The organism is Arcticibacterium sp. (genome assembly GCF_055134445.1).
Genome location: NZ_JBSRVI010000077.1, coordinates 1 through 22,959 on the forward strand (window position 1 = coordinate 1; position 22,959 = coordinate 22,959).

At 35.8% G+C, this 22,959-nt stretch carries 16 protein-coding genes; 12 read left to right on the forward strand and 4 right to left on the reverse strand.

Going from position 1 to position 22,959, the window contains the following annotated elements:
* Nucleotides 1–124: 124 nt before the first annotated feature.
* The 4 genes from ACTBZY_RS10135 to ACTBZY_RS10150 all read left to right on the forward strand — a co-directional run bounded on the left by ACTBZY_RS10135 (nt 125) and on the right by ACTBZY_RS10150 (nt 6,286).
* A complete protein-coding gene (locus tag ACTBZY_RS10135; RefSeq protein ID WP_463046218.1) occupies nt 125–1,192 on the forward strand; it encodes a hypothetical protein in 1,068 nt (355 codons plus the stop codon).
* Nucleotides 1,192–2,550: a glycosyltransferase family 2 protein gene (locus tag ACTBZY_RS10140; protein WP_463046219.1), complete on the forward strand. Its 1,359-nt coding sequence runs from the start codon at nt 1,192–1,194 to the stop codon at nt 2,548–2,550. Before ACTBZY_RS10135 ends, ACTBZY_RS10140 begins: the two co-directional genes overlap by 1 nt.
* Before the next feature lie 72 nt (nt 2,551–2,622).
* Entirely contained in the window at nt 2,623–5,046 is a 2,424-nt protein-coding gene (locus ACTBZY_RS10145) for a sulfatase-like hydrolase/transferase (RefSeq protein WP_463046220.1), read from the forward strand.
* Nucleotides 5,039–6,286, forward strand: a complete 1,248-nt coding sequence (locus ACTBZY_RS10150) for a YaiO family outer membrane beta-barrel protein (RefSeq protein WP_463046221.1) — start codon at nt 5,039–5,041, stop codon at nt 6,284–6,286. The genes ACTBZY_RS10145 and ACTBZY_RS10150 overlap by 8 nt, the downstream gene beginning before the upstream one ends.
* 72 nt (nt 6,287–6,358) lie before the next feature.
* Here ACTBZY_RS10150 and hemW read toward each other — a convergent pair whose 3' ends face one another.
* The 3 genes from hemW to ACTBZY_RS10165 form a co-directional block, all read right to left on the reverse strand.
* A complete protein-coding gene (gene hemW, locus ACTBZY_RS10155) occupies nt 6,359–7,477 on the reverse strand; it encodes a radical SAM family heme chaperone HemW (RefSeq protein ID WP_463046222.1) in 1,119 nt (372 codons plus the stop codon).
* A complete protein-coding gene (locus ACTBZY_RS10160) occupies nt 7,477–8,250 on the reverse strand; it encodes a class I SAM-dependent methyltransferase (RefSeq protein WP_463046223.1) in 774 nt (257 codons plus the stop codon). Before ACTBZY_RS10160 ends, hemW begins: the two co-directional genes overlap by 1 nt.
* A 470-nt stretch (nt 8,251–8,720) precedes the next feature.
* Nucleotides 8,721–10,535: a M61 family metallopeptidase gene (locus ACTBZY_RS10165; RefSeq protein WP_463046224.1), complete on the reverse strand. Its 1,815-nt coding sequence runs from the start codon at nt 10,533–10,535 to the stop codon at nt 8,721–8,723.
* A 174-nt stretch (nt 10,536–10,709) separates the two neighbouring features.
* Between ACTBZY_RS10165 and ACTBZY_RS10170 the strand changes: the two genes are divergently transcribed.
* Genes ACTBZY_RS10170 through trmB form a run of 6 tightly spaced genes read left to right on the forward strand, consistent with a single transcriptional unit; the run spans nt 10,710 to nt 19,392 of the window.
* Entirely contained in the window at nt 10,710–13,706 is a 2,997-nt protein-coding gene (locus tag ACTBZY_RS10170) for a tetratricopeptide repeat protein (protein ID WP_463046225.1), read from the forward strand.
* Between the two features lie 19 nt (nt 13,707–13,725).
* Nucleotides 13,726–15,435 carry a TonB-dependent receptor gene (locus tag ACTBZY_RS10175; protein ID WP_463046226.1) on the forward strand — a complete coding sequence of 570 codons (1,710 nt, stop codon included), beginning with the start codon at nt 13,726–13,728 and terminating at the stop codon, nt 15,433–15,435.
* 20 nt (nt 15,436–15,455) lie between these two features.
* Nucleotides 15,456–16,469, forward strand: a complete 1,014-nt coding sequence (locus ACTBZY_RS10180) for an HU domain-containing protein (RefSeq protein ID WP_463046227.1) — start codon at nt 15,456–15,458, stop codon at nt 16,467–16,469.
* A complete protein-coding gene (locus ACTBZY_RS10185; RefSeq protein WP_463046228.1) occupies nt 16,450–17,385 on the forward strand; it encodes a hypothetical protein in 936 nt (311 codons plus the stop codon). Before ACTBZY_RS10180 ends, ACTBZY_RS10185 begins: the two co-directional genes overlap by 20 nt.
* A gap of 41 nt (nt 17,386–17,426) precedes the next feature.
* Entirely contained in the window at nt 17,427–18,725 is a 1,299-nt protein-coding gene (locus ACTBZY_RS10190; RefSeq protein WP_463046229.1) for a bifunctional folylpolyglutamate synthase/dihydrofolate synthase, read from the forward strand.
* A gap of 4 nt (nt 18,726–18,729) precedes the next feature.
* Nucleotides 18,730–19,392 (forward strand): tRNA (guanosine(46)-N7)-methyltransferase TrmB, encoded by a 663-nt coding sequence (gene trmB, locus ACTBZY_RS10195; protein ID WP_463046230.1) that lies wholly within the window; start codon nt 18,730–18,732, stop codon nt 19,390–19,392.
* Nucleotides 19,393–19,702: 310 nt separating this feature from the next.
* Here trmB and gap read toward each other — a convergent pair whose 3' ends face one another.
* Nucleotides 19,703–20,710: a type I glyceraldehyde-3-phosphate dehydrogenase gene (gap, locus tag ACTBZY_RS10200; RefSeq protein WP_463046231.1), complete on the reverse strand. Its 1,008-nt coding sequence runs from the start codon at nt 20,708–20,710 to the stop codon at nt 19,703–19,705.
* Nucleotides 20,711–21,116: 406 nt separating this feature from the next.
* On the opposite strand from gap, the gene ACTBZY_RS10205 reads away from it, so the two are divergent.
* Together ACTBZY_RS10205 and ACTBZY_RS10210 are read left to right on the forward strand one after the other, a co-directional pair.
* Nucleotides 21,117–21,935: a 2,3,4,5-tetrahydropyridine-2,6-dicarboxylate N-succinyltransferase gene (locus ACTBZY_RS10205; RefSeq protein WP_463046232.1), complete on the forward strand. Its 819-nt coding sequence runs from the start codon at nt 21,117–21,119 to the stop codon at nt 21,933–21,935.
* A 446-nt stretch (nt 21,936–22,381) separates the two neighbouring features.
* Nucleotides 22,382–22,894 carry a helix-turn-helix transcriptional regulator gene (locus ACTBZY_RS10210; protein ID WP_463046233.1) on the forward strand — a complete coding sequence of 171 codons (513 nt, stop codon included), beginning with the start codon at nt 22,382–22,384 and terminating at the stop codon, nt 22,892–22,894.
* The last annotated feature ends 65 nt before the right edge of the window (nt 22,895–22,959 follow it).

Below are 22,959 nucleotides of genomic sequence, written 5' to 3' on the forward strand. Positions count from 1 at the left end.
GAGGCTTTTGAACTAGGAGCAGATGATTTTATTACAAAACCCTTCAGCCCCAATGAACTTATTATTAGGATAAATAAAATGTTTATTGGTCGGAGGTCTCAGGTATGATATGCTATAAATAAAAGTGAAAAACTTAAACTACTTTGACATAAGCGACATAGAATTACTCTATTTCACTAGCACGCTGTTGTTTCTCATAAGCGTAGGATTTTTTGTGATCGTAATGATAAGTAGAAAGACTAAGTCTATTAGAATTAAAGTAAGAAACCGCGTCTTACTGGCATGTCAAGAATTTATAAGTGAACTGGTCTTTGAAGACGAATTGAGTTATAAGACATGGAAATTGGAGAAGTATTTTTTAAGTAGCGACTATAAAAAACAGGTTCTTTTAGAAGAGATTATTAATCTTCATAAAAGTGTCAAAGGCGAATTGGCCACTTTTTTAGAGGGGTATTTTATAGAGAAAAACTTTCATCTCATTTGCCTTGCTAAGATTAGAAGTAAAAATAAATATAAGATAATTGAAGGGCTTTTGGAGTTATCACAAATGAACGCAACCGTAGTCTTAACGGAGGTTAAGGAAGTTTTACGAAAACAAAAGGATGCTGATATGAAAAATCATTTCATTGAATTTTTGATAAAACAAGATCCCAAAGAAGGTTTGAAAGAGCTTCATAAGGCTAATACATATATTTCGGATTGGTTTCAAATTAAAATAGTGAATGTATTAAAAGAAAAAAACTTCATCGATGTCCCTCCATTATCTATTTGGTTAAAAAATGGTGGAAGTCATGCGTTTTTTGGCTGTAGACTCGTGGCTTTTGCTCGCGTTCATGCTGAAATTCCGGAATTAATAGAAATACTTTCTTTTTTTGGGGACGATGAATTGAAAATAGAGGCATTAAGAACTTTGACAGAGCTTGAAGCGAAAGAATCCATTGAGGAATTAACGAGAAAGTATCTGTGGCAGCCGGAAATCGTAAAAAAAGAGATCCTAATTCTTTTAGAAAAATTTGAGGGCGAAATGAATGTGGACCTTCTGATAAAATGTGCTACTTCTAGTGTAGATGATATTAGAGTTTTCTCTATCAATGCCATCAGTAAACTAAAAATAGAGCGAAATTATGCAAAACTAAGAACGCAAAAGGTATTTCCCTATTCGCTTAATCAAAGCATAAAGCTGGTTGGATAATGGAAAATACTCTCCAACATATATCCCATTTTGTTCAAAACACCTTGGTGGTCTATTCTGCGGTGCTAATGGCTTCGTATATACTGTTGGGTTTAATATCGATTTTTACCCTTAGGAAATATCTAAAAACAAGCAAACATACCGATTATATCGAATTGTTGCCTAATGTACAAGTGCCAGCTATTTCATTAATAGCACCAGCTTATAACGAAGGCCTGACCATAGTTGAAAATATTAGATCTTTAGTATCGCTGCACTATGCCAACTTTGAGGTTATAATAGTAAATGATGGCAGTTCCGACGATACGTTGTTAAAGGCCACAAAAGCATATAAAATGGAGAAAATCGAAATGGAAATTCGTACTCCAATACCTTCAAAAGAAATAAGAGGTATTTATAGGTCTAGTCTGCCTGAATTTAAAAACCTTTTGCTCATAGATAAGGTAAACGGCGGAAAGTCCGATGCCTTGAACACCGGAATTAATGTCTCTAGCAGTAAATATGTGGCCTGTATAGATGTGGACTGTATATTGGAGCAGGATTCGCTTTTAAAGCTCGTTAAACCTTTTCTTTCGTACAAAGAGAAGGTAATAGCCACTGGTGGCGTCATAAGAATTATAAATTCTTGTGAGATAAAAAACGGATCAATCACAAAGATTACTGTACCCAAGTCCTGGATTGCTAGAATGCAGGTTTTAGAGTATCTCAGAGCTTTTCTGCTAGGAAGAGTGGCTTGGGGTAATTTGGATGGTCTCTTGCTCATTTCTGGAGCTTTTGGCATGTTCGATAAGGACATTGTTATTGCCGCTGGAGGATATAGCACCACCACGGTTGGTGAGGATATGGAGCTGGTGGTGAGAATGAGAAGATATATGGTAGAGCATAAAATACCCTATAGGGTAGAGTTTATTCCTGATCCTTTATGCTGGACAGAGGCTCCTGAAAGCACTCAGATTCTAGGGAGGCAAAGAAACAGATGGACCAGAGGTACCATAGAAACTTTATGGTATCATAGAATTATGTTTTTTAATCCTAAGTATGGGGTTATTGGAATGCTGAGCTATCCATACTGGTTCTTTTTTGAATTTTTAGCTCCAATTATTGAAACTTTAGGACTCGCTTTTTGTCTTCTGGCAGGCTTTATGGGTTGGATAAATTGGGAGTTCTTTTATGCCATTTCTTTGATGATATATGCCTTCGTGATTTTCATTAGTCTCATGGCCATTTATGTAGAAGAATTTACATACTGCCAATACAAAAGCAGTATGGATATCATAAAACTAGTCGGCAGTGCTTTAGTAGAACCCTTTATATATCATCCTTTTTTTAGGTTTACTCCGCCATACTGGGTCATATAGACATGATAAAAGGGAAGCACACTTGGGGAGAAATGACGAGAAAAGGATTGAAAACGACATAAAAAATAAACCATGAATGACATTTTAGAAAAATTTGGATTAAAACAGCTTCTCAAAATAGGTTTTGGAATCAGCATATTACTTTCTTTAAGTGATATCATAAATACATTTTTATATAATATTCAGGCCATGGAAAGTGGCATTTTATGGATAGCCATTCAGACCGTCTTTATAAATCTCGGAGTGGGTGGTTTCTTCGTCTTATTATTATTAATCCCTTACGCACTTATTAGGACTTTTAGTCAAGGCCTGGCCAATGCTATTATTATCCTCTTTGCATTCGTTTTACTTCTAGCCAACCTTTGTTTAAATAAGTATTTCTCTACTACCAATCTTTCCTTGGGTAGCGATTTATATGGTTATACGCTTTCAGATATTTTGATGATACTTCAGACATCCACAGATTTCAATATGATGGATTTATGGCCATTTGTGCTTTTCTTCGCCCTATTTCTACTTCTCATTAAGTTGTATTTCTCAGATTTGGGTTTCAAATCAAGTTTAATTTGGCCACTGTTATTTGGAGTTATTTTTTTATTCTTCGGTAAAGCTATTGGAGCCCAATATGGTACTAATCTTTCGTATTTTGTTAAGGATTCTATGGATTACCAAATGTCAAAGTCTGAAGAGGTTTCTTCCAATTGGGAAGGAGATTCAAACAGTTATCCTTTAATGAAACCCCTTAATATTAATAATGATGTTTTAAGCGATTACTTAAACTTAAAGGATATTAAACCCAATATCGTGATATTAGTGGTAGAGGGTTTAGGAAGTGATTTTACGGGCTCAGGAGGACAGTATGAAGGTTTTACACCCTTTTTAGATTCCCTTTCTAAAAAATCACTCTATTGGTCCAATTTTGTCAGTAACACTGGACGTTCTTTTGGTGCTTTGCCATCTATTTTGGGCTCTGCACCTTTTGGAGATAAAGGTTTTCTGGAACTCGAAGAAATACCAGATCATCTTTCGCTCATAGCTTTAATGAAACAGAACGGCTATCAAACTTCTTACTTTGAAGGAGGAGATTCTAATTTCGATAATAAGATAAAATATCTTCAAAATGAGGGTGTAGATTTTGTTTTGGATAAAGAAAATTTTGGTCCTGGTTACGATATGTTTTCTGATGATGAGAATGGTTTTAGTTGGGGCTATCCAGATTCTGAAATCTATAAAAAAACACTAACGCTTTTAGAACCTATTGCTAAGCCGAGATTGGATGTTATCTTAAGCATATCAAATCACGAACCGTTTAATTTTCCAAACCGAGATTTATATCAATCCAAGGCAGAAAAAATAAGGGATAATAAGGGCTATAGCCAAACCCAAAAGAAAATCATTACGGAGCATATCAATATTTTTTCCAGTCTGCTTTATACAGATGCTACTATTGAAAGCTTTCTTAAATCGTATGAAAGTAGCCCGAATTATGAAAATACAATCTTTATTATTACCGGCGACCATAGGCTAATTCCAGTTCCACAGAAAGATGATATCTGCCGGTATCATGTACCGCTGATGGTCTATAGCCCTATGCAAAAGAAAGCTCAAGAATTTAAGGGAATTAGCTCTCACATGGATATTACTCCAAGCATTATGACCATGCTTAAGAATTCTTACCAAGCCATAGTTTCTGAAAATGTACCTTGGATTGGATCAAATCTTAGCTCTTCTATAGATTTTATAAATGATCATGAGATTCCCTTAATGCAGTACAAAGGAGCTTTTAAAGACTTTATTTCTAATAATTATTATTTATCGGGGGATAGCTTTTTTGAGATAAATAAAGACTTTAGTCTGTCAAAAACAGACAAGGTCGAAAAAAGAAAGCAAGTAGGAGAGCGGTATAATTATTATAAAAAACTTAATCGTTTTGTTACCCTAAATAATAGAATAATACCAGCAGATCCTTCTGTTTCTAAAATTCAAAAGCTAGCGTATACCAAGGAAGAACAAAAAGTCATTGACGATAATACTAAGGGACAAAATCTTACCATTGAGCAGGTATATTTCATTGCCAGAGAAATGGCTTTTGAAAAAAAATATGAAGACGCTCATGCACTTATAGCTTATATAATACATAAAAACCCCAATCATTTTGATGCGATAACACTTAAAGGGAGAGTTTATGGTTGGAACGGTGAATTTGAAAAAGCTCAAAAAGAACTTCTTTATGTGATTAATAGAAGTCCTTTATACTTTGATGCTTATAGTGCTATTTTGGATCTTTATTGGTGGAATGATAAACCAGAACTGGCTAACGAGATTAATAAGAAAATTAAAGTAAATTTTGCCAATAAGAAGGACGTTCTTCAGATGGCTAATGTTTCAATGAGTAGGTTTAAAAATGATGAAAAATTGAATTCAGAAACCCTTAAAATGGCAAAAGCTGTTCAGGATGAATTTGCATCAATAATGGAGAAACAAAAAAATGATTAGAATTTATGTCATACTATCCCTGTTTCTGTCAAGCTATATGACCTTAATGGCCCAAGATGGGAGTATTGACCCAGATGCAGAATTCGCCAAAGCACGTGAGTTTGCCTTTAACGATAAAAGGAGCTTGTCGATTAAAATCTTAAAGAATATAGTGGTCAAATACCCAAATTATGATGAGGTAAGATTGTTTCTTGGAACTGTTTATGGCTGGGAAGAAGAATATAAGTTGGCAAGAAAGGAGCTGCAGATTTTAATAGAAAAGAATGAGCAGGAAAAGGATTACTGGGTCGCTGCCATAAAAAATGAAGTCTGGGCTGAACAGGCCATGGCGGCCATTGATTTATCAAAGAAAGGACTTGTTCTATTTCCTAACGATATTGATATTACGCTTTTAAAAGCCAAGGCCGAAAAGAATAATTATAAACTCAATGATGCCTTTATCACTATAAAAGCGTTTCTAAAAATAGAACCAGATAATGTATTGGCCAATGAGTTTTTACAGGGACTAAAAGAAGATTTTGCCACCAATAATATCAGTATTGGTATCTCAATAGATAGGTTTACAGAAATATATGACCCAATGACCTATTATTACCTCGGTTATGGTAAAGAAACGAAATGGGGTAGCATAACTGGTCGAGTAAACGTCAATAAGAAGTTTGGCGAGCTAGGAACTCAGTTTGAAATAGATGCCTATCCTAGCCTCGGAGAGGGTTTATATGCTTATATGAATTTCGGTGTTTCCAATTCTTCCATCTTTCCAGGTTTGAAATATGGAGCTCAGCTATACAAATCCTTACCAAAGAGCTTCGAGGCTTCTATAGGAATTAGAAGATTAAAGTTTACAGAGTACACCACCATTTATACCGGCTCTTTGGGGAAGTATTTTGGAAATTCTTTTATCAACTTTGTGCCTTACCTTATCCCTTCCAATGAGGGGCTAAGTAAATCGGGTACTTTGAATTATAGAAAATATGGAGCTAATGGAGACCAATACTTTTCAGTTACGGCTGGTGTAGGTTTTTCACCAGAGATAAATAGATTTGGTTTAGATACTGCTAACGAACCTATTATTAGCCTGAAATCTCAAAAATTGGGTGTCAGTAAAAATTTCAAAGTAAAAAATAATAATAATATTTTGGGAATTGGCGTGGCCATTGCTCACCAAGAAAGTCTCTTTGACCCAGGGGAGTATATTTGGATTATTTCAGCGAGTCTTAGTTACAGTCTTAGTTATTGAAAAGATAATTATGCTAGGAAAGGATGTTGTTTAAAATCTTACAATCTGGATGAAATTAACCCGAAGATGCTATTAAAAGAAAAGCTCGGAAGCTATAAAGTCTGCTTTAAGCTTGCCAGCTTGTGTTAATTTGAGCGTATCGTTTATGGATATTAGAAGCCCTTTCGACTTGAATTTTTCAGTAGCATCTTTAAAATCAGTACCATCAAAAGACACCAATGTTCTAAGTTTTTTTAAATCTACACCCCATTTGGTCCTTAGCCCAGTCATAAGGTATTCATTGGCTTTATCATTGGCAGATAGATTCTCAAACTCAAAAGGAACAAATCCCCCTGCTATGGATTTTAGATATTTAGCGTTATTGGAAACATTCCAAAATCTCTGATTTCCATTAAAGGAATGAGCGGACGGCCCTAGGCCCAAATATTCGTCACCTTGCCAATATGAAGTATTATGCACAGCGTATTTGCCATCCTTAGCAAAATTGGAAATTTCATATTGTTCAAACTTGTTTTTTTCCATTTCTTCCAACAGAATATTGAATTGGTCGGAGGCAAAATCATCATCTATAGGTTTCATGATTTTCTGCCTAACTTTATTCCCAAAGACAGTTTTCTCCTCAATGGTTAAACAATAAGAAGAAATGTGGGATACCCCAAAACTAAAAGCCTTATGAAGATCGGACTTCCAGATTTCATTCGATTCCGATGGAATTGCGTAGATTAAATCAATACTTAAATTCTCAAAACCTACTCGAAGGGCATCATGAATGCACTTTTCGGAATGTGCTGCATGATGTGCTCTGTTCAGAAAATGAAGGTGTTCGTTATTAAAACTCTGAATACCTATACTAAGCCTGTTAATGCCCACAGAAAGCCATTCTTTTAATCTAGGAATAGTGATATCGTCAGGATTACATTCTAAGGTGATTTCAGCGTTTCGCTCTATCTCAAACTGGCTATAAATATGCTTGAAAATCATTTCCAATTCACCAATATCGAGTAGGGAAGGGGTGCCACCGCCGAAGTATATTGTCTGTAAACTTTTACTTTTTAAGAATTCCTTTTGTAGTTCTATTTCCCTGCATATGGCGTTCACCACATCTGTTTTCTTAGAGGTATTGGTAGAGAAATGGAAATCGCAATAATGACAGGCTTGCTTACAAAAAGGAATATGCAGATATAAGTGCATTACTTAGTGCCCATAAAGTAGAAATCTATGCATTGGTCTGGGTCTACACATAAAAAATGATCGTCCCAGTTTATTTCTGCAGCCAAGCCATTGGTTTGACTCATTAGTTTTTCTCTGTTCCTTCTGTTCATAAACTCATAAGGAATTCTGAGCATCCAGGATGGTAACTTGTGCTGAAGGTCTAGCACATCCCATTTCATGGTCTTATTTACAGAGACTTTATTTTCTTCATAGTATTGCCAAACTTTGTCATTTCCACCAACACCCATAGTGTCAACGGTTTTGAAGTATTTGGCCATTAAGTTACTCAACTCCTTGGTATGATACTCTCTTATATGCCAAGGGTTTCGACTTAGACTATATGTTTTATTTACGGTGGTTAAAATAATTTTACCACCTGGCTTAAGAACTCTATGAGCTTCTTTTAAGAATTTATGGTCGTCATTGATATGTTCTATGACCTGAAAGGTCACAACAAAGTCAAAAGTATTGTCTTCAAATGCTGATAAATCAGGAAAATCAGCTGTGTTAAAATGATGGTCCGGATATTTCTTTTGTAGAGCCGTTATCAGCTCTTTGTTTTTATCTAATCCGGTGTAATGCTCAGAAGCTGAAATAAGCTTTTCAACCCCACGACCCCAGCCACAGCCTAGCTCTAAAACTTTTCCGTTGATCACCTTAGCGGCCTCTTCATAAGGGAAGTATAACCTCTGATGTACTGGATTATCAGATATTATTTCTGCACTAGTAATTTCTGTAGTAGCGTAAGACATTCGTTTTATTAAGAAATTTTAGTAAAAATAAAGCTTTGGTAAGTATTAAACCAAAATAGTGCCATACTTATCACCAAAACCCCATTGCTTTTCTCTTGAACAGAGGTCAATGTTGAACCAAGTTTATGCCTTGTTGAATTGTAATGAGTTTTAAAGTGGCATAAATCAGACATTTAAGCGAGATTAGCATAGTGGTTTACCCTGAGCTATTGTGGAAGGGTTCTGGTGATTGAGTTTAAATGCGTTTACGCCTGCACTGAGCCTGAGGAAGTGAAATGATTTGTCTTAGCCTGAGCTTGCCGATAGGAAGTAATTTAGATACGGTCCCGATAAAATCGGGAGGTTTTCTAATGAATAAAGCGGGTTGAAGGACTGTTTTCGGCTATAATTAATTTTCAAGAAAACGCTAAAAAGTAAAAAGGCTGTATCATCCGAAATGACACAGCCTTCATTCTTAAGTATTTTCGGAATTAGTTACCTACAAATTTGCTGTATGCTTTTGCTTGATCGGCACTCATTTTCTTTATTTTTTCAAGAGAATATGATTTTCGAGGATCTTTTTGAAGCTCAAAAGTAAACTCGAATTCTTCTGCATTCCTATTCACTTTTACGGTCATTTTTTCACCTACTTTTTTACCAATCAAGGCATTGGCGAAATTGATGTTGCTATTTCCATTAATGCTTATAATTAGGTCACCCACATTTAAGCCCGAGCGGTACGCACTACCATCACTGCTTAACCTATAAATGGCTCCGCTGCGTTCTGTAATACCTAAATATGGAAGGTCAGAATTTTCTTTTGCGTCGGTGATTTGAAGCCCCACACCTTTATAGATTTGATCATAATCAGGCGTTTCTGTTCCTGCAATGTATTTCTGGAAGAAGTAGTCCAATTTTCCACCATGAATCTCTTCCACAGCCATCTGAAATTCTTCATCAGTATAGCCTCTCCCTAATTCCTTATAATATTTCTGATATAAAAGTTTCATGACATCATCTAATGACCTTTCTGCTTTGCTGTTAGCAATAATTTTCGCATTCAAAAGAGCTGCCAATACCCCCCCTGTTCCGTAGTAAGAAATTCTACTATTGTTTGCGTTTTCATTGGGTCTATAATATTTAATCCAAGCATCCCAAGAGGCTTCTGTTGCAGATTGAACCTTGTTACCTGGGGTATTTTCGGCAGTAGAAATAGCAGATGCAATAACCTGAAGCATATCCTCTTCTCCAATCATTCCAGCCCTTTTCAGGATTATTTCTTCGTAAAAGCTTGTAAAACCTTCTGCAACCCATAACATGTGGGTGTAGTTTTCTTTTTCATAATCGAACGGTCCAAGAGCTACTGGGCGTATTCTCTTTACATTCCATAAGTGAAAATATTCATGGGCCAATAAATTAAAAAGAGCAACATATGCTTTTTCAGAACTGTATGCGTAGGTAGAAGTCTGACAAGTAGAAGAAAACAAATGCTCTAAACCACCGCCAATGCCTGGTTGATGATGGATGATGAATAAATAATTATCCAGCGGGTTTTCACCAACTACTGATGTGGCGGCTTCCACCAATTTTTTATAATCCTTAAGCAGTTTTGCCTTATCGTAATTTAAAGGGGAAGAGCTATACATGGCCACTCTGTGTGGGATACCAAGAGCCTCGAACTCCAAAACTTCGTGGTTTCCTATTTCTATTGGGCTATCCACCAAAGTGTCAAAATCTTTAATAACAAAAGTGTTTTTAGCTGTCTCTGGTAGAGCTGTTGATATGGTAGACCATTTCTCATAAGGATTTATCTTTAAGTCCGCGACCTTTTTCATCAGCTCAGGAACAAACATAAATATGCTGGCCCCATTTAAAAAACCATGACTGGCGTCAATGAAAGAGGTTCGTACCGTCAATTCGTTAGCATAAACCTTATAATCAACTTTGACGTCTTTGGAGTTCTGAATATCAATCTGCCATGTGTTCTTGTCTATCTTTTTAAAAGGTAGGGTCTTTCCGCTTTCGTTGGTAGCTTTAAAATTTTCTACATTTCCAGCATACTCCCTAACTAAATAAGAACCAGGGGTCCAGACGGGCATTTTAACCAATACATGTTTTTTATCTAGCAAACTGGAATTAGTAAGTGGACTGTTAATGGTCATTCCCACTTCAAAGTAATGTGTTTCAGGTTCAGGCATACTTAATTCATAAGAAATTGCCGTGTTAGATTGACCTAAAACATGGGAGTGGAATGAGAATAAAGTGGTGGTAATAAGGAGATAAAAGAGGTACTTTCTGAGTTTCATAAATAGTGAATTGTTGATTTTTATTCGTTGAAAGATTAATTTTGCAATTTTAAGCAAAACCCGACGTTAAAAGCGTAATATTCTAAAAGAAAACTTAAAACCGCAAAACGCTGCATATTGAGATACATCTTTCCTAAATTTGGTTTTTAACACTATCACAGAATTCGCTTTTCGATGAAAAAAATCTTTTCGATTGTTTTTTCTTGTATCGTTTACTCGCCTTTAGTTTTTTCTCAAAACACACTTAGTTATACAGAAACGGAAGCCCACTATAACACAGGGGTGGAACTTTTCGAGAAAAAAGCTTATTCGGCAGCAAGAAAAGAATTTAAAACTTACGTAGATAAATCCTCTACGTCTTTTAATCCGAACCAATTCAATATCGCTAATGCCGAGTATTACTCTGCCGTATCGGCACTATATACCAATGCCACAGATGCGGATATTGAAGTTCACAGATTTGTACTGAATCACAGTGAACATCCAAAGGCTAAAATAATCTTTAGTGATCTAGGAGAAAATTTCTACGAAAAAGGAGATTATGCTAAAGCCATTGAATACCTCACCAAGGCCATTGACTTTAGACAAGATAATATTGCCATTTACGAACTTAGATATAAGTTGGGCATCTCCTATTATCAACTAAAAGATTTTGATAAGGCACTTGTTGAATTTAATTACGTGAAAAGAACGGTGGCAGAGAATGCTATCAATGCCGCTTATTATGCTGCCGTAATAAATTTCCAAAATGAAAACTTTGATGAGGCACTAGTAGATCTACACCGGGTAGAGAATGTAAATCCTTATAAAATTGAAGTTCCTAACTGGATAGCCCAGATTTTGTACCGACAAGAAAAATATGATGAGCTTTTAGCCTATGCAGAGCCTATTATTGCAAGCCCAAACGGACGTAAAACGGATGAAATATGTATGGTAGCGGCTGAAGTACTGTTCTTTAAAAATGATTTTGAAAGAGCCGCTCAGTATTATGATAGATTTAAAGTTTTAAGAAGGGGCACTGTAGACCCACAGTTAACTTTTAGACATGGATACAGTCTATATAAAACAGAACAGCATAAAAAGGCCATTGATGTTTTTAAAATCATAGCAGATAGAGAAGATGAATTAGGGCAGCAGGCGGCTTATTATTTAGGTATTTCAGCTTTAAACTCTGGAGATTTGACGGCCGCAATGGCGGCATTTGATTTTGCCAGAAAGACCGATTTCGATCTAGAAATAAAAGAGGAAGCAAGTTTCAATTATATAAAAGTTCAACTAGAACAAAACAACACAGAGTCAGCCATAACTTCTCTTAGAGATTATGTGATGAACTATCCTTCTGGCAAATATATTGACGAGGCCAACGAATTAATGAGTGAGGTACTTTTTGAAACCAATGATTATGAGAAGGCCATTGGTTACATTGAGAACCTTAAAAGAACAACAATTAAAATAGATCAAGCGTATCAAAAGCTATGTTATGCACAGGCGGTCATAGAATATAATGCGGAGTCTTTTGATAAAGCCATTACCTATTTTGATAAGGCCATCAGCAAGCCTATAGATAAGACCATTGTTCAAAATGCTAAATTCTGGAAAGCAGAAGCTTCTTTTGCGGCTGAAAAACCAGGTGCGGAAGCTTTATACAAAGAAGTATCCCAGTCTGGGTCAAAAGAACAAAGGAATAAGAGTTTATATAGCCTTGGGTACCTGGCTTATAACAAAGAACAGTATGCACAAGCTCTCAATTACTTCAAAGATTTCTTAGCTTCTTCCAGTACCGCAGATTCTCAGCAGAGTAGAGAAGATGCACTCTTAAGGGTTGCCGATTGCTATTTAATTCGTAAAGATTTCTCTAATGCTTTAAAAAGCTATAATTCAGCCCTTGACAACAACCGTTCAGACAAAGACTACGCATTATTCCAAAAGGGGGTTACTTTAGATTTTATGGGTCGTAAAGCAGAAGCCCAAGCCGCTTTTGACCAGTTCGCAAGAGTCTATGACAATTCCAGATTACTAGACGACGCCTTGTTTGAAAGAGGAAACCTAGAAATGGAAAAACATGATTATTTGACGGCTATTACTACACTATCTGAAATGCTCAGAAAACGACCAAGGTCAGTGTTGGTTCCGTATGCTTTGTTAAAAAGAGCCCTTGCTTATGGTAATGTTCAGAATTATGATAAAGCAGTGGCAGATTATAAAATCCTTATTAATCGTTTCGGAAGTCATGAAACCTCTAATGAAGCACTCATAGGTTTAAGAGACATTATGAACTTGACCAGTAGGAGTGAAGACTTTGCAGACATAGCGGATGAATACCAAAAAAATAATCCTGGAAGCTCTTCAGCGGTAGCACTGCAATATGACGCCGCTAAAAACCTCTATTATACGGAGAAGTACGCGGCGGCCATCCCGGCTTTGAAAAGATTTATTCAGAGTAATCCATCAAACGCAAATGTTGGTGAAGCCAGATACTTAATAGCAGAAGCATATTATTTTTCAAATGACCCTGCTAGTGCCCTTCCTTATTTTAAAGATGTAGTTTCAGATGGTCAAGCTCAATGGGCTGGCAAGGCCGCGTTTAGAGCTGCCGATATTGAGTATGCAGCTGGAAACTATAGAGATGCTGTTTCGGATTATCAGAACGTATTAAGCTCAAGTGATAATAAAAGAGACCAAGTCGCGGCTTGGGAAGGTTTGTTTCAATCTTATTACTATTTGGGGGATTATGAGAATTCCATTAAGTATTGCAAAGAAGTTATTTCTGATGGTGGTGGGGTGATAATAGGCATCAAAAATAAGGCGGAGTTATTTATCGGTAAATGTCATATGAAAAGACGTGATTTTACGCAGGCTAGAGCACAGTTTGATAAAGTTATTGGTATGGATAAAGATGTTAATGGGGCAGAGGCTAAATATTTACTTGGTGAAATTCTTTTTGACAGTGGCAAATATGAAGATGCCATTAAAGAGATGCAGCAGTTGGCCCAAGTCTTCGGTGACTATGTCGTATGGTACGAAAAGGCTTTCTTACTGATTGCCGATTCCTATTTGGGTCAAAAAGACTATTTCATGGCAAAAGCTACGCTGAATTCTATTATAGAAAACTCTGGCAATCCAGAAACAGTGAGTATTGCAAAAGCCAAACTGAAAAATGTTCCTAAATAATTAGAATTTAAGTTAAAAGATGAAATTGAATTCAAATAAGATATTGTTTTTAATGTGCCTAAGCATCTCTGCTTTGGCACAAAATACGGGTATTGGTGATGAGGAAATCACCATTACTAAAGAGAAACAAGTTAAGTTACAAAAGGCCAGTAGGGTATTTGACAAAATACCGACGGAAGAGAAAGTGACTAAGAAAAGAGAAATGGCTTATACTTTTTTTGAAAAAAAGCCAAATGGCATAGAAGAAGTAGAGTTTGCACCTAACATCGTTTCACCTGTAGATGATAATAAAAAAGGGAAAACTCAAAGTGCTGGTTACGCCAATTATTTTAAAGTAGGTGCAGGTAACTATGGACGTTTATATGCAGAGACTTTTATAAACTCTGATCAAAGTAAAAAAACAGTATTCGGTATTTATGGTTTGCATAATGCGGCTAAAAGAGGACCCATTCAAGGCGTTAATTCTGGGATAAATTTAGACCAAATAAAGCTTGACGGAAAATACAATGCCAATGGGTTTGAACTTAAAGGAAATTTAGGTTTCGAAGCCAGAAATTATAGATTTTATGGCTACGATACAACAGCAAATTATGATTTCCAAAAAGATGACATTAAACAAAAATTAAATATTTTCAATTTTGGAGTCGCTTTACAGAATACCAAACCAAAACCCATTTTGGATTATTCAATAAAAACGAACATAAGAAAATTGAGTAATAAAAATGTTCTTCCTCAATATCGATATGATGCGGAAGAAACGGATTGGGGAACACAATTCGATGCCACTTTCCCGCTGATTGAAGATAGAGTTACGGCGATGGTAAAAGGGGAGACTTATTTAACAGAAAGAACGGATAGTTATTTTGACCAAGAAGTAGGGAAGAGGAATCTATTTAGAGTAGAACCTTCCTTTAATATTGATTTTAATCAGTTTAATGCTAAGCTTGGTTTTAAAGCCGTGAATGAATTTGATCAAATTACACAAGTCAATCAAACAAAAGGTTTCCCTACGGCTACTTTAACTTACAAAACACCTGCCCTTTACTACTTTTTTGCAGGATATGATGGAGATATCATTCGTAATACTTTAGGTTCAATGTTAGACCAAAACCCTTGGTTAAAACCGAATGTATCGATTCTAAATACCACCAAAGACATGGAAGTATTTATTGGTAGCCGAGGAGATTTATTTTCAGGTTTGAATTACAACTTCAAAGCATCTTACGGGCAGTTTACTGGTTTGTATTTTTTCAATACCTATGAAGGCGATCCTAGAACGCGTCAATTTGAAATAGAATATGATAACAATCGAACAGATTTTGTCAATGTTTCTGCGGAGTTTAATTACCAGCCAAAGGAATTTTGGAGAACTAACTTAACAGCGGATTATTGGTATTATGAAACCATTGAATTTGACAAACCTTACCACAGGCCATCGTTTGAAGGTAGACTAGGAAACACATTTGTGGTTTCTGACAAAATTGTTTCAAATATTGATTTTTACTATATTGGTAATTCTTATGCAAGAGACCCGTTCATAGGAGTAATAGGAGAGGATGTTAAACTGCCAGCCATTACAGATTTGAATGCAGAATTTACCTACCTTTTCAGTGAGCAATTTGCGTTCTTTGTGAAATTGAATAATATCATTGGTAAAAATTACCAGAGGTATTATAATTATCCGCAGCAAGGTCTTAACTTTCTTGTTGGAATAAACGTCTCTCTTTAAAACCAATATTGGCTTTCTGAATGATAAACTTTGATAAGCATCTTAAAGAATTACTTTACGAAGAAGACTTCATCGTCATTCCTGGTTTAGGTGCTTTTATAGCTTCTTTTACGCAAGCTCAAATCAAAGAAAATGGAGCGTTTATAGAACCTTTTAAAACTTTCGAGTTTAATCATTTACTAGTCTCAGATGAAGGGAATAAGTTTATTAATTATATTCTAAAAAAAGAGAACTTTTCTAAAGCGGAAATTGAAGCCCGACTCAAAGCTTACTTATTTGATTTCAAAACGGGTTTAAATACGAACAATAAATTAGTCTTGGCTGATGTTTGTGTTATTAGCAAATCGGAAGACGGACATTTAGAAGGGCAATTTATTCCTGAAATCAACTATTATACTAAACCTAGTTTTTCAGATATTGAGTTTACGGTTCCAGCTAAACCAGCGTTAAAAGTCTCAGAACCGATAAGTGATACTCCTGAACCATCAAATGCCTCGGTTGGGGAAAACACAACTCTTGGGGCGTATGAATATCAGTATCAAGAAGAGGAAGAAAGTAAGCCATGGTTAAAATATTTGCTTTACATTCTGCCTGTATTATTTATATTTGGTGCTTTATATTACGTGATTCTCTATAGGCCTTTTCAAAAAAGAGAAATTCCAGTTCTTGATACGACCATACAAAGTGTTCCAGATAGTGTTGTTTACGAGAATGATAGTTTAATGGGAGATTCTACTTCTCAGGAAATGATACTTAAGGAAATTCACGAGGGTCTTGTGGAGCAGGGCAGCGAAAATATAAAAAGATTTGAAGTTTCTGCTGGGCTTTTCAAAAATAAGGAAAACGCCAATAAATTAGTAGACAAAATGAAGTCCGCTGGTTTTAATGCAGAAATAAAGGTGGTTAATGGCATGAGAAGGGTATATGTGCCCGTTATAGGAATAGAAGAAGCAGAAACCATGTCTGCTAGTATAGAACAGTTCACCGGCGATAAGTCCGTATATTTTGACGAAAATGGAATTAGCAATAGATAATAAAGAGCATAAAAGGAAAGCACTCATGATTAGTGCTGGGCTTTACGTTTTGTTTTTGGCAGCTTTAGTTTTTTTTAAAATCATTTATGATCCTAAAGAAGAGCCCATAGCCATGGGCGTGGATTTAAATTACGGTTTAGATTTAACTGGATATGGTGATATTCAAACCACCAATAAGGCCAGTAACTCTCCTAATAATTATGATGTAAAACCAGCGGATAAAGCCACTACGCAAAAGGCGGTTACGCCTCCTGCAAAAGTTGTTCCTACACCAAGCACAAAACCTACCCCTCCTAAAAGTACGCCACAAAAAACACCACCTGTTATAACTTCAGAAGCGGAGAAATCTCCCGTGATTATGAAGAAAACACCAACAAACTCAAAACCGCAACCAGCAAGTCCTAGCCCTAGTGCTCCTGCATCAAAACCTACGCCGCCCGCACCTTCTAGAAGTGTAGACACTGGTTCTGTAATGAAAAAATCTGGGTCTGGTAGTAATTCTAACGGAACCACAGGAACGAGAGATGGTGAAGGAGGAAATAATAATGGTGATGGAAGACCTGGGGATGTAGGAGATCAAGGTGATCCAAGGGGTACACCAGACGGAAAAAGCCTTTATGGTAATCCTGGTGCTGGAGGAAACGGTGGAGCCTCAGTAAGTATTTCTGGATGGAATAGAAAGAGTTTTACCTTACCTAAAGATAATAGCTCAGAGACAGGTATTATCGTATTTAAGGTTACTGTGGATAATAGAGGAGAGGTAATTGCTATAGTGCCGAGCCAATCTACCGTAAGTCCAAGTGTAACTAATTTTTACAAAAACTACATTCAACAGAGGTTAGGAAGCTTTTTAACACCACAAGGAACTCCGCCTCCAAAATCAAGCGGAACTATTACTATTAACATTACAAATTAGCCTTAAGCCTTAGTATTTTTGCGAACATTTTGTTAGCAAAAATGAATTATCAAGAAACCGTAACATATTTATACGCTCAGTTGCCAGCATTTCAGAATTCTGGTATCAAGGCTATAAAACCTTCATTAAAGAATATTGAAGCGTTCTGTCAATATTTGGGGAATCCTGAATTAAAGTTTAAAAGTATTCATGTGGCGGGCACCAATGGTAAAGGAAGTTCCTCCCATATGTTGGCTTCTATATTTCAAGAAGCCGGATATAAAACGGGATTGTATACCTCCCCACATCTTAAAGATTTCCGAGAACGATTTAAAATCAATGGAAATATAGTCGAAGAGGACTATGTGATCAATTTCGTTGAAAAACATAAGGAATATATCGCCGAATTAAAACCCTCATTTTTTGAAGTGACTGTTGCCATGGCTTTTGAACTCTTTGCTAAGGAAGAGGTAGAAATAGCCATTATAGAAACTGGGCTTGGAGGAAGGCTAGACTCTACCAATATTATAAAACCTATTCTTTCTCTAATTACAAATATAGGATTTGACCATGTGGATGTACTTGGTGATACCCTTGAGAAAATAGCATTTGAGAAAGCTGGAATCATTAAAGAAAATATTCCAGTAGTCATTTCTGAAAAGGATATATCAACTACAAAGATATTTCTTGAGCAAGCTAAATTAAGAAAGTCTGAAATTATATTTGCTCAGGAGCGTTATATTGGTCGCTTCATAAAAGAGAAAGAAGGATTAACTAATTATATAGTTGATGGTTTGAAGAATGATGATGAGTTTGAAATCGGTTTGGATCTTCAGGGTGCTTATCAAAAACAGAACTTATTAGGTGTTATCACTTGTGTTAATATAATTAACAATTCATCAGGCTATAATATATCTAGTAAATCACTGACTTCAGGGCTAGCACATGTTATAAGAAATACGGGATTAAAAGGAAGGTGGCAAAAAATGGCCATTAATCCTTTAACCATTTGTGATACAGGGCATAACCCTCATGCCTTTAGATTACTACAGACATATCTTAGTAAACATCTCTATAATAGAGTACATTTTATATTGGGTTTTGCTGCGGACAAAGATTTGAAGACTACTTTAAATCTATTACCTCATGATGCCAGTTATTACTTTTGTTCGTTTAATTCGTTGCGTTCGAAATCATTAGAAGAACTAAAAGCCTGTGCTAACAAGTTTAACATATTAGATTCATATTACTTTGCTAATGTTAATGATGCTTTAGTTGTCGCAAAAGAAAGAGCTTTGAAAAACGATTTTATTTATATTGGAGGAAGTACCTATTTAGTAGCAGAATTAGAAAATTTATAATCAAGTGTCGAGAAGAAAATTACATAGATTTCAGCATAATCAGGAGGTTTGGAACGTGATAGAGAATGGTAAGCCCCTGTATACCACTATTAAAGGAAATTGGAATAAGGTTTATTTTGAGAAAAAGCAACCTTTGGTATTAGAATTAGCCTGTGGTAAAGGAGAATATACCGTAGGTCTAGCTGAAAACGTACCGGATAAAAACTTCATTGGTATTGATATCAAAGGGGACAGGATTGCCAGGGGAAGTAAGAGAGCGTTAGATAAAGATCTGAAAAATGCTTCTTTTTTGAGGACTGGAATTCAGTATTTGGATGAGTTTTTTGAAGAAAAAGAAGTTGATGAAATCTGGCTTATTCATCCAGATCCACAACCCAGCGAGAAACAAGAGCGAAAGCGTCTTACCAATCAACACTTTCTTAATTTATATAAGAAGTACCTTAAAAAAGATGGCCTTTTTAGGCTCAAAACGGATAGTCCATTTCTCTATGAATATAGCCTAGAGATGATATCTAATGATAGTGATTTCGAGATATTGGGATATACAGATGATTTATATCATTCGGCTCTGTTAGCAGAACACCATGGTATACAGACTCATTATGAGAACCTATGGGTGGAAAAAGGTTATACCATTAACTATATTAAAGCTAAACTATTGGTTTAACCCGGTTTATGCATTGCAGAATTGTAATGAGTAGCTAAAGTACGATAAATCAGACAATTAAAGGAAATTAGCATAGCGTTTACCCTGAGCTAATGTCGATGTGCTATGGTGTTTGAGTTTAAATGGGTGTAGCCTGTGTTGAGCTTGGCGAAGTATACTGATTTGTAGCAATTTAGCTACGGTCCCGATAAAATCGGGAGATTGCCTAATACATAAAGCGGGTTTAATCATCAGAGATTCAATGACAGCACATAAAAAAATCCCCATCGCTAAATTAGCAATGGGGATTTTTAGTGTTTAACAAAAAATCTTATTTCTGGATTAAACCTGCGAAATATTTAACCGTTCTAACCAACTGAGAAACGTAAGACATTTCGTTATCATACCAGCTAACAGTTTTAACCAATTGGCTATCACCTACTGTTTGTACTTTAGTTTGAGTTGCATCAAATAATGAACCATAAGTAATACCAATGATGTCTGAACTTACAATAGGGTCTTCTGTGTAACCATAACTATCAGATGCAGCAGCCTTCATTACGGCGTTGATTTCTTCAACTGTAACTTTCTTGTCTAAGATGGTTACTAATTCTGTTAACGAACCCGTTAATGTAGGAACACGTTGAGCAGCACCATCTAAAACACCATCTAATTCAGGTAATACTTTACCTATAGCTTTAGCAGCACCTGTAGTATTAGGAACTATATTTTCAGCAGCAGCTCTTCCTCTTCTAAAATCTTTATGAGGACCATCTTGCGTACTTTGGTCGTTAGTGTAAGCATGAATTGTAGTCATTAAGCCCGTTTTGATGCCAAATGAGTTGTTCAATGCTTGAGCCATAGGAGCTAAGCAGTTTGTTGTACAAGAAGCTCCAGAAATGATAGTTTCTGTACCATCTAAAGTTTCATGATTTACACCAAATACTATCATTTTTACATCACCCGTAGCTGGTGCAGAAATAACCACTCTTTTAGCACCTGCTTTAAGGTGTGCAGAAGCTTTCTCGTCAGAAGCGAAAAATCCGGTACACTCTAAAACCACATCAACATCATGCTGAGCCCATGGAATTTGAGATGGGTCTCTTTGAGCGTATACGTTTATATTGTCTCCGTTTACTATAATACTATTTTCAGTAGCGGTAACTTCTTGATCGAATCTACCTTGAGCCGTATCATATTTTAAGAGATAAGCTAGTGATTCTGGGCTTGTAAGGTCGTTAATGGCCACAATATCAATGCCTTCCATGTTATATATCTGACGATAAACTAATCTTCCGATTCTTCCAAAGCCATTAATAGCAACTTTAATATCCTTCATTTCTGTTATAATTTTTATGGTAAATGATACACAAAAATAGCACTTTTATAATAATGCTGAAGTATTCTATGAAAGTAGCAAGAAGTTACGGGAATAATACAATTTATTTTTATGTCATTAATATTGTTAAAATAAATAGCATTCCTAACTGTTTGGGTTTTAATACTAAGGGTAGGAGGGTTTGAAAAATACAAATGCTTAGAAGATGGGCAATTTAGAATTATGTCTTAGTTTTGCAGAATGCTTGAAGGTGACGAGCGGTAGCCAAATATTATTTGGTTGCCAAAAGTGCAAAATAACATCCTGCTTTTTGGGTTCATTCACGACCTATATTACTCGACTAACCAGTTATTTGAGTATGTTATAATCAAGTAAAAATTTATTAACCAAATATTTGAATAGTTTAATGGAAGAACGTCAAAAAATAATCCTTGAAGCCTGGGATAACAGAGAATTATTAAAGAGTGAGCATGTAATTACTGCCATTAATGATGTAGTGGAAGCGGTAGATAAAGGAGAGTTAAGGGTAGCGGAACCATTAGAAGATGGTTCTTGGCAAACCAATGAGTGGGTAAAAAAAGCAATTATTCTTTATTTCCCTCTGAGAAAGATGGTTCCTACAGAGGTTGGAATATTTGAATTCCATGATAAAATGGATTTAAAAACGAATTATGCTGAATTGGGTGTAAGGGTTGTTCCTCCGGCGGTTGCTAGATATGGTGCTTATTTAGCCCCTGGTGTAATTTTAATGCCTTCTTATGTCAATATTGGAGCATTTGTAGACTCTGGAACCATGGTGGATACCTGGGCCACAGTGGGTAGCTGTGCTCAAATTGGTAAGAATGTTCATTTGAGCGGTGGAGTTGGCATAGGAGGAGTTTTAGAGCCTGCTCAGGCATCGCCAGTTATTATTGAGGATGGTGCTTTTATTGGCTCTAGGTGTATTGTAGTAGAAGGTGTTCATATTGGTAAACGTGCTGTCCTAGGAGCTGGAGTAACCATTACTAAAAGCTCAAAGATAATAGATGTTACTGGGGATGAACCCGTTATTTATAAAGGTTATGTTCCTGCAGATTCTGTGGTTATTCCTGGGACTCAGGTTAAGTCATTCCCTGCAGGTGATTACAGTGTCCCTTGTGCTTTAATTATTGGTAAAAGAAAGGCCAGTACAGACTTAAAGACATCTCTCAACGATGCACTTCGAGAGAATGACGTAGCGGTTTAAGATGTAGAAAGGAACCTAGAATGATAAAAAGCAAATAGCCACACTTTAAAAAGTGTGGCTATTTTATTTTAAGACAATCTCAAAGGATTAACGTCTTAAAGTTTTATTTATATTATTGGAAAGTTACACGTAGTCGGAATCTCTTTTCGCGACTTATTATATTCAAAGGTAGCATATAATAAATGTTAATTCCAAAGACTATTTCATTTATTTTTGAAAATTTATGAAATGCTATGAGTCGCCAAACCTTCTTTTCTCTCACAAATATTTTGATATAACTACTTAGTATAGAAGAAAGTCTGAATTTACAATCATAAACACCCAGCAACAGAAATGTAAATTCAATAAGTTTAGTAATGTAAATTGACTATTTGGAAATGTAAACAAATTGACATATATTTGTAAACGATGAATTGATATTTCTATAAGAGAACGATTATAATAAGATGACTTTAAACCAGAAAATTGAAATAATTATTAAAGAGCTAGGCTTTAGTAGTTCTAAATTTGCTGATCATATTGGTGTTAGTAGGCCCATCATTAGCCATATTATTGCCGGAAGAAATAGGCCAAGTTTAGAAATTATTCAAAAAATTCTTATGCAATTTCCACAATTGGGTGTGCAATGGACTTTTGATGAGCATGCGTTGAATCTAGATTTGTTAAAAATAATAGCAGAAGACGCTCATACAGAAAATGAGGATATAAAAGAAGCACAAGCGGATCTATTCTCAGCGAATGCTGCTTCAGCAGGTGAGAAAGAGATAGTGAAGATAGTCGTCTTTTACGATGATAATTCTTTCACTGATTTTAAGTCGTCTAATGTTGGGGCAGCTATGGCTTCAAATTCGGTGTCTTCGTCTTTAAACAACGATGCTAAATATGTTCATCAGAAAATGATTAGTAAAATTGTTCTATTCTATAACGATAATTCTTTTTCTGACTTTAAACCTGCCTAAAAGCATTCTTTCTATGAGTACTAGAAAATTAGCATACTTCTATTTACCAATCTTGGCCATTCTCT

Bases quoted from the DNA above. Each gene is read 5' to 3' on its own strand.
- ACTBZY_RS10170 (WP_463046225.1), top strand. From the start codon at position 10,710: ATGAAAAAAATCTTTTCGATTGTTTTTTCTTGTATCGTTTACTCGCCT.
- ACTBZY_RS10150 (WP_463046221.1), top strand. From the start codon at position 5,039: ATGATTAGAATTTATGTCATACTATCCCTGTTTCTGTCAAGCTATATG.
- ACTBZY_RS10180 (WP_463046227.1), top strand. From the start codon at position 15,456: ATGATAAACTTTGATAAGCATCTTAAAGAATTACTTTACGAAGAAGAC.
- ACTBZY_RS10210 (WP_463046233.1), top strand. From the start codon at position 22,382: ATGACTTTAAACCAGAAAATTGAAATAATTATTAAAGAGCTAGGCTTT.
- ACTBZY_RS10185 (WP_463046228.1), top strand. From the start codon at position 16,450: ATGGAATTAGCAATAGATAATAAAGAGCATAAAAGGAAAGCACTCATG.
- ACTBZY_RS10175 (WP_463046226.1), top strand. From the start codon at position 13,726: ATGAAATTGAATTCAAATAAGATATTGTTTTTAATGTGCCTAAGCATC.
- ACTBZY_RS10165 (WP_463046224.1), bottom strand. From the start codon at position 10,535: ATGAAACTCAGAAAGTACCTCTTTTATCTCCTTATTACCACCACTTTA.
- hemW (WP_463046222.1), bottom strand. From the start codon at position 7,477: ATGCACTTATATCTGCATATTCCTTTTTGTAAGCAAGCCTGTCATTAT.
- ACTBZY_RS10145 (WP_463046220.1), top strand. From the start codon at position 2,623: ATGAATGACATTTTAGAAAAATTTGGATTAAAACAGCTTCTCAAAATA.
- ACTBZY_RS10140 (WP_463046219.1), top strand. From the start codon at position 1,192: ATGGAAAATACTCTCCAACATATATCCCATTTTGTTCAAAACACCTTG.
- ACTBZY_RS10205 (WP_463046232.1), top strand. From the start codon at position 21,117: ATGGAAGAACGTCAAAAAATAATCCTTGAAGCCTGGGATAACAGAGAA.
- ACTBZY_RS10190 (WP_463046229.1), top strand. From the start codon at position 17,427: ATGAATTATCAAGAAACCGTAACATATTTATACGCTCAGTTGCCAGCA.
- gap (WP_463046231.1), bottom strand. From the start codon at position 20,710: ATGAAGGATATTAAAGTTGCTATTAATGGCTTTGGAAGAATCGGAAGA.
- ACTBZY_RS10160 (WP_463046223.1), bottom strand. From the start codon at position 8,250: ATGTCTTACGCTACTACAGAAATTACTAGTGCAGAAATAATATCTGAT.